General features: G+C 33.7%; 7 protein-coding genes. 2 read left to right on the forward strand and 5 right to left on the reverse strand.

Features of this window, described 5'->3' with window-relative positions; genetic code table 11:
* Positions 1-352 precede the first annotated feature (352 nt).
* Positions 353-1966, forward strand: coding sequence for a phosphoenolpyruvate carboxykinase (ATP) (pckA, locus tag F0000_RS06225; protein ID WP_149623850.1), 1614 nt, complete (start codon positions 353-355; stop codon positions 1964-1966).
* A 110-nt stretch (positions 1967-2076) separates the two neighbouring features.
* Here the strand turns inward: pckA and F0000_RS06230 are convergent, their stop codons facing one another.
* Positions 2077-3648 carry a T9SS type A sorting domain-containing protein gene (locus tag F0000_RS06230; RefSeq protein WP_149623851.1) on the reverse strand — a complete coding sequence of 524 codons (1572 nt, stop codon included), beginning with the start codon at positions 3646-3648 and terminating at the stop codon, positions 2077-2079.
* A 135-nt stretch (positions 3649-3783) separates the two neighbouring features.
* On the opposite strand from F0000_RS06230, the gene F0000_RS06235 reads away from it, so the two are divergent.
* Positions 3784-4395 (forward strand): methyltransferase domain-containing protein, encoded by a 612-nt coding sequence (locus F0000_RS06235; RefSeq protein WP_149623852.1) that lies wholly within the window; start codon positions 3784-3786, stop codon positions 4393-4395.
* Positions 4396-5605: 1210 nt separating this feature from the next.
* Here the strand turns inward: F0000_RS06235 and F0000_RS06240 are convergent.
* The 4 genes from F0000_RS06240 to F0000_RS06255 all read right to left on the reverse strand — a co-directional run bounded on the left by F0000_RS06240 (position 5606) and on the right by F0000_RS06255 (position 11029).
* The gene (locus F0000_RS06240) at positions 5606-7705 is read right to left on the reverse strand and encodes a thiamine pyrophosphate-dependent enzyme (RefSeq protein ID WP_149623853.1); all 2100 of its coding nucleotides are present in this window, start codon (positions 7703-7705) and stop codon (positions 5606-5608) included.
* Positions 7706-7765: 60 nt separating this feature from the next.
* Complete coding sequence (locus F0000_RS06245; protein ID WP_149623854.1) at positions 7766-8839, reverse strand: branched-chain amino acid aminotransferase; 1074 nt, start codon at positions 8837-8839, stop codon at positions 7766-7768.
* Between the two features lie 231 nt (positions 8840-9070).
* On the reverse strand, positions 9071-10357 hold the full coding sequence (locus tag F0000_RS06250) for a dihydrolipoamide acetyltransferase family protein (protein WP_149623855.1): 1287 nt from the start codon (positions 10355-10357) through the stop codon (positions 9071-9073).
* A 75-nt stretch (positions 10358-10432) separates the two neighbouring features.
* A complete protein-coding gene (locus F0000_RS06255) occupies positions 10433-11029 on the reverse strand; it encodes a transferase hexapeptide repeat family protein (protein ID WP_149623856.1) in 597 nt (198 codons plus the stop codon).
* Positions 11030-11208 lie beyond the last annotated feature (179 nt).

Below are 11208 nucleotides of genomic sequence, written 5' to 3' on the forward strand. Positions count from 1 at the left end.
TTTCTCTGTTTTCCAAAAATTTTACACACTTTATCTAAAAAAAATGTAATACAGCATTAAAAATAAAAAATAAAAAATAAAAAAGTAATCTTATTCTTACTTATGTTGAATTAAAAATGCTAAGATATGGATATCCTATTTCTCAAAATTTTGAAAATCTATATCTATTACTTTTATCCAAAATATTATCAGAAAACTTATATCTTTGACCTTATAATTATTTCATTTTTATTAGCTTACTATTATAACCACATTAAGAACGTTTTTTATTTACTAATTAATAAATGATTTCTTCCACCACATTATTTATTAGTTTTTAAATATATAAATCAATAAGCAAATAAATATGGGTATGTCTGGCACTATTAAAAAGTCAATTTCATTACAACAATACGGTATCACAAACGATACAATACATTTTCAATTATCACCTTCAGAGCTTCATAATATAACTGTCCAGAAAAGTATGGGACAAGAAGTTTCTACTGGATCATTAGCCATTAATACAGGTGAATTCACCGGTAGATCTCCAATGGATCGTTTTATTGTCAAAGACTCCATAAGTGATGATAAAGTGTGGTGGGGATCAATTAATATCCCTTTTGAGTCAGAAAAATTCGATATATTGTATGATAAAGTTACTTCTTATTTTAATTCTATTGATGAATTATATGCTCGTGATTGTTATGCTTGTGCAGATAATAATTATAGAATGAACATAAGGGTAATTAATGAATATCCCTGGTCTAATATGTTTGCTTACAACATGTTTTTGCGTCCAACAGAAGAAGAATTAAAACGTTTTGAACCAGAATGGACAATTCTTAATGCACCTGGTTTTATGGCAGATCCTATCATTGATGGTACACGCCAACACAACTTTGCAATATTAAATTTTACGAAAAAAATAGTGTTAATTGGAGGAACCGGGTATACCGGAGAAATTAAAAAAGGGATTTTTTCTGCTTTAAACTTTATTTTGCCTGTCTATAAAAATTCACTACCCATGCACTGTTCTGCAAATGTTGGCAAAAACGGAGATACTGCAATTTTCTTTGGGCTTTCGGGAACCGGAAAAACAACTTTATCTACAGACCCTGAACGTAAATTGATAGGAGATGATGAACATGGGTGGACAAAAGAAAATACTATATTTAATTTTGAAGGAGGATGCTATGCTAAAGTAATCGATCTCTCCAAAGAAAAAGAACCCGAAATTTACAGGGCTATTAAAAAAGGAGCTATTCTAGAAAATGTAATTATTGATAGTAATGATGAAGTTGATTTTACAGATATTTCTATTACTCAAAATACAAGAGTAAGTTATCCTATACATCATATTCAAAATATACAAGAACCTTCTATTGGTAAAAATCCAAAAAATGTTTTCTTTCTAACTGCCGATGCTTTTGGTGTATTGCCTCCAATTTCTAAGCTCACTCCTAGTCAGGCAGCTTACCACTTTATATCCGGATATACTGCCAAGGTTGCAGGAACAGAGGCAGGTGTAAAAGAGCCTATTCCTTCTTTTTCTGCCTGTTTTGGCGCTCCATTTATGCCTCTACATCCAGCTAAATATGCAGAAATGTTAATTGAAAAAATGAATAATGCGGGTGTAAATGTATGGTTGGTCAATACGGGATGGACTGGAGGATCGTATGGAGTAGGAACTCGTATGAAACTGGAGTATACACGAGCTATGATCCGCGCTGTATTAAATGGTGATTTAGGTTTGTATTCTTATGACAAATATCACATACATTCTGTTTTTGGAGTTGCCCAACCAAGAGAATGTCCTGGTGTTCCTACAAGTGTATTAAGTCCTAGAGCAACCTGGAATAATGATGAAGCCTATTACACTACAGCTTTCAAATTAAGCAATGCTTTTAGAGAAAATTTTAAAAAATTCGAATCCTATGCTAATGAAGAAATACGCCGAGGAGGACCACAAAGATATGCATTCTAAGTAATTAAAATAGTGCGCTATAGTTTAAGAAAACTATAGCGCACTATTAATAAGTATATAATCAATGATGTAGTTTCGGTTTAATTGTACTAAGACGACATTATTGATAATTATTTTATTACAATCTTTTGTATTCCTTTTTTATGAACTCTTAAAAAATAGATGCCCGAGACGAAATCTGACGTACTAATATTTTTTACTCCCGTATCTCGGATAGTAATCTCTTTGGTTACTATCTGACCTATCATATTTATAAGATCAACTTTATCTCCTAACCCTAATCCACTCACAAACAATATATTTTCAACTGGATTGGGATAGACCGCAATCCCAAAATTTCTCAAATCATTATCTGATACCCCTAGTACACTTGTACAACTTGACACTATATTATTTAAACTTGTTGGGTTCGAAGCATCATTATGTAATGCAATTCTATCAATTAAATGATTTTTTGATCTTCCAGAAATCTGTAAAGTATATACTCCCGGGACATCAAATTCTACATAAACAGGTCTGCCATCAGCATTATCACCAGTAGAAGCGTTAAAATTCCAATCTATACTATTGGCATAGATTTTAAACCACCCCTCACCACTTGCGCCAGCAGGATTAGGTGTAAGTCCAGATCCTCTGGGATATGTCCTTGATCCATCTCCTTTCTCTCCATAAAAATCCTCAGGGGGAACATCAGGAAATTTCAACCAACTGTCATTATGTTCTGTTCCATTTAAACCAAACCCAACACGGTTTCTCCATTGAAAACGATATTTTCCTATTTTTGTGATTTTTATTTTTACTTCAATCACTCCATTACCTGGATCACCAAAAAAATCATTCCCTAACCACTCTAAATAACTTATTCCTGTATATTGAGTCTTTTCTGTTTTGCGCTGCCAATCTGTACCTGTAATATTAAAATCTTCTGCTTCTATAATTACCAGACCATCTTTTTCTTCGACTTCATCACTACAAGGATCACCTAAAAAATCAAAGACTGATATTCCCGCAAAATTATCAGTTGCAGCTGTTGCAGCAGAAATTGTTTCTCCTATAGGCACGACAAAAGCTCTATAAAAATAGTCATCTCCGACAGGAGGTGCCTCGTTCAAAGTCAGCAACATAGTCTCGGTATTAGCCCCACCAGGAACAGTCTTTCTTGTTTCTCCCAACAGACCATTTGTAGACCAAAATTCAAATACAAGGTCTCTTTCCTGAATAGCTTCATAAGCTAAGTCAATGTTATAATTGGTTTGGCTAAAAAGTTTTAAGGGTGGTTGAGCAAAATCTATTTTGTCCTCTGCTACATTAATGATCATCTCAATACCTGTCACATCCGTAACAGTACCACTTACAATAGCATCATTTTCAAAAAAATAAGCTCTAATAAAATAATCATCACCTTCTGTAGGCAGGCTTCGAGCTGTAATGGGAACGGTGATAATTTGATCAACCCCTGGGCCTATATTCGTAGATTTAAACCCAAAACTTTGATCTGGAGCTTTCTTAAACTCAAAAAAAATCTTGATATCTCTATCTGACGTATATTTCACCTTAAATTCATAGTCTATTTTACTTTCTAAAATTGTGGGTGGTTCAAAATGTTCTACAGACAACTGCGCAGATCCAATAGATATGGCAAAAGCAGTGATAAAGGATAAGAGTACGTATTTTAATTTCATAATAAATGTGTGAAGGTTACTATAATACTTAATCAAATTTATAAGTATATTGGCTTTAAGGATAAAACATATGGTCTAAAAACAATAACATATTCGTTTATCATTGTCCTTTTTAAATTATCTTATATATAAAACATGAATACGAATCAATCAGAAGAACGGTTATACTGGACAAAACGTTATGATGACAATCGAACTGGCTGGGACATTGGGTATATATCTACGCCTATCAAAGAATATATCGATCAGATATCTCAAAAGGACATTCGAATACTTATTCCTGGTGCAGGAAATGGATATGAAGCAGAATACTTATTTAGCAAAGGATTCAACAATGTTTTTGTTATGGATATTTCAGATAAGCCATTGATAGCTTTTGCTGAAAGAGTGCCTAACTTTCCTAATTCTCAATTAATCTGTGAAGATTTTTTTGCACACATAGGCGAATATGATTTAATAATAGAACAAACTTTTTTTTGTTCTTTTTTACCTACTAAAAAAAAACGTATTCAATATTTTTCGCAAATGTCTACTATTTTGAGTTCAAAGGGAAAACTAATAGGATTATGGTTTGATATTCCTTTGAAGGATGATATAGAAAAACGCCCTTTTGGCGGTAATAAGAATTTATATTTGTCGTACTTACAAGATTATTTTGAAGTGATTGTTTTTGAGAAATGTTACAACTCAATTCCAGAAAGAAAAGGGAATGAACTTTTTGGGATTTTGAAAAAAATAAATTCTTAGTTAGGTTTTAATACTAGAAAACAGTTTAAAAATACTCGAATGAAAAGTAGCAATTTCTTGTTTAGACAAAGAAGAATACTAAGTCAGAACTATATTTCTTTTTTATTTTGAAGTACAAACAAAAAAGAGCGTCTCCACGCTCTTTTTCTTCACACAAATCATCTTAATTTAGGGGCTTATTCTAAACTTAAAACTCACTTTTTATAATAACTTTCATCTTGGGGGAAATGAAAGAACTATTTCATTAGTACACTGTAAAGATACGAGTATTTTTCATTCTACCAAATAAAAATGTGTATTTTATCTAAAAAATATGCTTTTTAGCATTTAAAAATATATTTAATACCCAATAATGTAATATTAATACTACATTGTGATTTGCTAAAAACTACAGACGATTCAAAAAGGAAATCGAGTATAATTCATGACAAGTATAAAAAACAAAAAAGAGCGTCTCCACGCTCTTTTTCTTCACACAAATCATCTTAATTTAGGGGCTTATTCTAAACTTAAAACTCACTTTCTATAATAACTTTCATCTTGGGGGAAATGAAAGAACTATTTCATTAGTACACTGTAAAGATACGAGTATTTTTCATTCTACCAAATAAAAATGTGTATTTTATCTAAAAAATATGCTTTTTAGCATTTAAAAATATATTTAATACCCGATAATGTAATATTAATACTACATTGTGATTTGCTAAAAACTACAGACGATTCAAAAAGGAAATCGAGTATAATACGATTTATAACTAAAAATTTCGCATATTCATCGTTTCTTTTTCCTTTCTACTTCGTTTAAAAAATAAACCGTAGCTATAGCTATGCTTGATTTTTTTGCCTTGCATAAAGAAAAAATAATTCAATGAATTTATACGAATTTTTTAATCACAAATCGTATAATTCATGACAAGTATAAAAAACAAAAAAGAGCGTCTCCACGCTCTTTTTCTTCACACAAATCATCTTAATTTAGGGGCTTATTCTAAACTTAAAACTCACTTTTTATAATAACTTTCATCTTGGGGGAAATGAAAGAACTATTTCATTAGTACACTGTAAAGATACGAGTATTTTTCATTCTACCAAATAAAAATGTGTATTTTATCTAAAAAATATGCTTTTTAGCATTTATTTCATTTAGAATAACAAAATAAGTAGGTTTTAACTTACTGTATTATTATTTATTATTCTAAAGAGAACACCTCTAATAGCTCAATAATTCTGCTATCTTGTTTTTAATTTTTTTTGTGGAAGGGATCATAGTTTCCTCCAAGGTACTATTTAGTGGAATCGCAGGCATATTTTCTGAACCAACTGTAATTACCGGAGCATCTAATGATCTAAAACATTCCTCTTGTATCTTGGCTGATAGTGCTCTTGCAAAAGAATTATCTGTTGGTTCTTCTGTTACTACGAGGCATTTCTTGGTTTTCTTTACGGATTCCATAATAGTTTCTTTGTCCAGTGGGTATAACGTACGTAGGTCGATAATTTCAATAATTTCCTGCATATCTCTAGTTGCATTTAGTGCCCAATGTACTCCCATTCCATAGGTCACAATAGTAATAGTTTCCTTTTCATCATTTTCCCAAATACGCTGCACAATATTTGCCCTGCCAAAAGGCAGTATGTACTCTTCTGAAGGCTCAATAGTTCTAGCCGTTTCAGTTCCTTTAACTTTTGACCAGTATAAACCTTTGTGCTCTAATATAACTACAGGGTTAGGGTCATAATATGCTGCTTTCATCAACCCCTTTAGATCGGCTCCATTGCTTGGATATGCTATTTTGATTCCTCTAATATTTGTAATGATAGATTCTATAGATGACGAATGATATGGTCCTCCACTACCATAAGCACCAATAGGAACACGCAAAATCATAGAAACTGGCCATTTCCCATTTGATAAATAGCAAGACCTGCTGACTTCTGTAAACAATTGATTCAATCCTGGCCAAATATAATCCGCAAATTGTACCTCTACAATTGGTTTTAACCCTACAGCAGACATTCCCACAGTGGATCCTATAATAAAAGCTTCCTGAATAGGAGTATTAAAAACACGCTCATCACCAAATTTTTGAGCTAATGTAGCTGCTTCTCTAAACACACCTCCCAGTCTCCCTCCTACATCCTGGCCATAGAGCAAGCATTCTTTATGCTTTTTCATTAATTCTTCTACGGCAAAAAGTGCACAATCTACCATGACAACTTCTTTCTTATTCGCTGGACACCGTTCCCCTATTTCTTCTGTAATTGGCGTTGGCGCAAAATCATGAGTAAATAAATCTTCTGGTTTCGGATCTTCTGCCATTAAGGCTTCTTGCAAATCTCTTTTTACTGTATTTTTGGTTTCAACTTCTATCGTAAGTAATTGATTTTCGGTAAAACCGGCTTCTAATAATTGATTTTTTAATACTGGATATGGATCCCGTGAACGTGCTTCTTCAAGATCGTCACGATACCACTCCATACGCACTCCGGATGTGTGGTGGTTTAGTAAAGGTACTCTGGCATGTACTAAAATCGGTCTGCGTTCTTCTCGTATCGTTTTTATCACCTCTTTTACTGCCAGATAGCTTTCTGCAAAATTAGCACCATCAATAGTAATAGCATCTAATCCATGAAATCCTGCGGCATATTCATAGGCATTCTGCGCTCTTGTTTCGGCTTCATTTGCAGAAATATCCCAACCATTATCCTGTACTAAATACATTATTGGTAATTGTTTTAGCGCTGCCATCTGGAATGCTTCTGAAATTTCACCTTCTGTAACAGATGCATCTCCCAGCGAACATACCACCAGAGGTGCAGCCATCGTCTGTTTTGTTACTTTACTCTTGCTCAAATCGTCTTGAATACTATACTTGATCCCTACAAGTTCTTTGTACTGCATACCCAATGCTACTCCCGTTGCCGGAATTGCCTGCATACCCGTTGCAGAAGATTGATGCGGAATTTTTGGTTTATCTTCATCTTTTAAACTTGGGTGCGCATAGTATGTTCTTCCTCCAGAAAATGGATCATCTTTTTTTGCCAACAATTGTAACATCAGGTCATAGGGTCGCATCCCAATTCCTAATAACATCGAATCATCCCTATAATACGGAAACATATAATCCTGAGGTAATAACTGCATTGCTACAGCAATCTGAATAGCTTCATGTCCTCTGGAGGTCGCATGTACATATTTAGAAACAGTTTTAAAGTTTTCTTCATACAAGGCTGTCATACTTTTGGCAGTACACATCGTGATAAATGCCTTTTGTAATATCTCTTTTGCTATTGTTTTTTCTGCTAACATCTATTCCAATTTTTGCTGTGTGATTTAAAAAATCGTATAACTCTACATTATCAACTCATCTTATCCTACGATCTCTTTTATAGTTACAGGTACTATCCAACCAAAAGGATCTTCTCTCTTTTGAGATTTTATTTCGTCTAAAGATTTTTTTACATCCCGACTTACTGGATTTTCATCAGATAAGGTAATCAATTGATCTTTATATCCTATTGCTTCGATCATTGCTATTGCTACCGCTGTTCCTGTACCAAAAGCTTCTTCCAAAATTCCTTCTTTAAAATAGGTAATAACTTCATCAATAGTAATTGCTCTCTCTTCTACTTCAAACCCTTTATCTTTTAATAATGTGATTACACTATCTCTGGTAATCCCTTTTAGGATAGATCCACTAGTTGCTGGAGTAATAAATTTGCCCTCTACTTTAAAAAAGATATTCATGGTACCTACTTCCTGGATATATTTATGCTCATCAGCATCAAGCCATAATACCTGATCAAATCCTTTTGCTTTTGCTTTCTCTGTGGGTAAAATAGCCGCCGCATAATTACCCGCTGCTTTTGCTTCTCCTGTTCCACCGTCTGCAGCACGGATATATTCTGTTTCTGCATACAGTCTGATTTTTTTTGTAAAAAAAGGTCCTGCAGGAGAACAGATTACAATAAACTTGTAATTTGTTGCTGCACGCATACCAATAAAAGGTTCATCAGCATACATAAATGGACGTAGATACAATGCACTTCCTTCTTGAGGTGGAATCCAATGATGCTCTATAGTAACAATTTGCTTTACTGCTTCAACGAATAATTCTTCGGGAACTAATGGCATTCCCATTCTTGCTGCACTATGATTAAAACGTTTCGCATTTTCTTCAGGTCTAAATAGTAGTGGCATGTTGTGTTGTCCTGTGGTCGCCTTCATACCTTCAAAAATTGCCTGCCCATAATGTAAAGCCATGGCTGCAGGATGTGTAGGGATCATTGCCAAAGGTTCAATTCTCGGATTGTTCCAGGTGCCATTAGCATATTCACAGATAAACATATGATCAGTAAAAGTTGTTCCCAAAGGAATCGTATCAAAATCAATATCCTTTATTTTTGAATTTGGGGTTCTTGTTATTTTTATTTTCGGTTTCATCTTATTTTTTGTTTTAACTATTGCATTGGGCGCATCCCTCTGGGTCGGGCTATCCACTTTTACTCCTCGTATTGTCTATACTTCGACAAGCTCAGTATGACAATACTGTGGGGTAACCGCTACTATCCCTTGCGCATTTATTATACAGTTTTGTAACACATAGTTTTTTAAAAAACACATTTCTATTATTTATATCTTATCAAATTAAAAGACGATCTTTTTCATTGGCATTCATATTTCTCTCTGGATATCAAAAGCTTCTAACTCATCTCCTATTTTTCTCAAAAATGAACCTCCTAAAAACCCATCAACAACTCTATGATCAAAAGATAATGATAGGTACATCATACTTCTGATTGCGATCTCATCACCTTTTTCTGTCGAGATGACTTCGGGACGTTTCTTAATAATTCCTAATGCCAATATGGCTACTTCTGGTTGATTAATAATAGGAGTACCCATCAGGCTCCCAAAAGTTCCTACATTAGAGATTGTAAAAGTGCTTCCCCCTATTTCATCTGGTCTCAGTGTATTGTTTCTTGCACTATTTGCTAAATGATTTACATTTTTAGCTAAGCCCAACAGGTTCTTTTCATCAGCATTTTTTACTACCGGAACAATTAAATTGCCACTGGGTAGTGCTGTTGCCATCCCAATATTAATATCTTCATGCACTATAATGTTTGTCCCATCCACAGAAACATTAATCATAGGGTATTCCTGAATTGCTTTTGACACGGCTTCTATAAAAATGGGAGTAAAAGTTAATTTCTCACCGTGCTTTTCCAAAAACTGATGCTTTACCTGATTTCTCCAATTGACTAAGTCTGTCACATCAACTTCTATATAACTAGTTACGTGAGGTGATGTATGTTTAGAGTACACCATATGATCTGCAATCATAGTGCGCATACGATCCATCTCTACGATACGATCTTTGCCTTCTATATAGGAAATCGGTGGTGCCTTATAGGTTGATTTAAGAACCTGTGATTGTGGTTTACTTGGCAATGAGTACTTCCTGTTTTTAAGATAAAGCATTACATCGCTTTTACGAATACGACCTCTATCTCCGGTACCCAAAATACTTTGGACTTCTTCTATGGTAAGATTCTCTTTTTGAGCAATACTAATTACAAGCGGAGAAAGAAAAATAGTACTCAATCCAGAAGCTGAAGGTCGAAAATCAGAAGTTTTTGTCATATGTTCTCCTTCTGACTTTTTGTGCATTATAGGCTCGGTTTGTTCTGTCTGGATAACACTTTCCTGTATGCTTTTAGCAGAATTAATTACAGCAATTACTTGTCCTATGGCAACCACCTCGTTTGGTTGAAAATGTATTTCATCAATAATACCGTGACAAGGTGATGGTATTTCAGAATCTACTTTGTCTGTTGCCACCTCCAGAATTATCTCGTCTTCTTCTACGGGATCACCTACCTTCTTTAACCAATTAAGAATAGTCGCTTCTGATATACTTTCACCCATTTTGGGCATTTTTAATTCTATTTTTGTCATTTTAATTAACTAATGTTAGTTAGTTATTATTTTTATGCATTTTTCTTATTTCAAGAACTCCATAAATAACAATAATTATTTCTTTTTAAATGCTTCCAATGTTTTATAAAACGCCTTCTGAAAAGGTCGATTTTCAGGCACTTCTCTTAATGGATCTACTTCTCGTAGCGACTCAAAACAGTCTGCTGGTAGTTTTTGATATAAAGCTGTTCCTTTAGTTTTCCATTGGATCATCTCATCACTCACTTCTTTAATTACTTTTGCTGGATTTCCTACAATCAGGCTTCTTTTCTTAAAAACAGATTCTGCTTTGACAAAAGACATAGCTCCTACAATACATTCGTCTCCAATTTCTGCATCATCCATAATTACAGTATTCATTCCAATCAGGCAGTTTCTTCCTAAATTGGCTCCGTGAATGACTGCTCCGTGACCTACATGCGAACTTTCTTTTAATCTTATTGATTTTCCGGGAAACATATGTACTGTACAATTCTCTTGCACATTCACTCCGCCTTCCAAAATAATTTCTCCCCAATCTCCTCGTATGGCAGCTCCTGGTCCTATATAGCAATTCTCACCAATAATCACATTACCAATTACGGCTGCCAGAGGATGCACAAAACTACTTTTATGCACTACAGGTATGTATCCTTTGAAACTATAAATCATTCTTTTAAATATCAAATGCTAAATGTAAAAGTCTAAAGTAAGGCTATCTCCTATCAAAATTTTAAAATTATTATTTTACATTCTGCGGTTTTTCATTCTTTTAAATAGTAAATAGTAAATGCTAAATGTAAAAGTCTAAAGTAAGGCTATCTCCTATCAAAATTTTAAAATTATCATTT

It is taken from the genome of Aquimarina sp. RZ0 (assembly GCF_008370685.1).
Classification (GTDB): Bacteria; Bacteroidota; Bacteroidia; order Flavobacteriales; family Flavobacteriaceae; genus Aquimarina.

What these genes read in the sequence shown, in the direction of transcription:
- pckA (WP_149623850.1), top strand. Translation starts at nt 353, where the DNA reads ATGTCTGGCACTATTAAAAAGTCAATTTCATTACAACAATACGGTATC.
- F0000_RS06230 (WP_149623851.1), bottom strand. Translation starts at nt 3,648, where the DNA reads ATGAAATTAAAATACGTACTCTTATCCTTTATCACTGCTTTTGCCATA.
- F0000_RS06235 (WP_149623852.1), top strand. Translation starts at nt 3,784, where the DNA reads ATGAATACGAATCAATCAGAAGAACGGTTATACTGGACAAAACGTTAT.
- F0000_RS06240 (WP_149623853.1), bottom strand. Translation starts at nt 7,705, where the DNA reads ATGTTAGCAGAAAAAACAATAGCAAAAGAGATATTACAAAAGGCATTT.
- F0000_RS06245 (WP_149623854.1), bottom strand. Translation starts at nt 8,839, where the DNA reads ATGAAACCGAAAATAAAAATAACAAGAACCCCAAATTCAAAAATAAAG.
- F0000_RS06250 (WP_149623855.1), bottom strand. Translation starts at nt 10,357, where the DNA reads ATGACAAAAATAGAATTAAAAATGCCCAAAATGGGTGAAAGTATATCA.
- F0000_RS06255 (WP_149623856.1), bottom strand. Translation starts at nt 11,029, where the DNA reads ATGATTTATAGTTTCAAAGGATACATACCTGTAGTGCATAAAAGTAGT.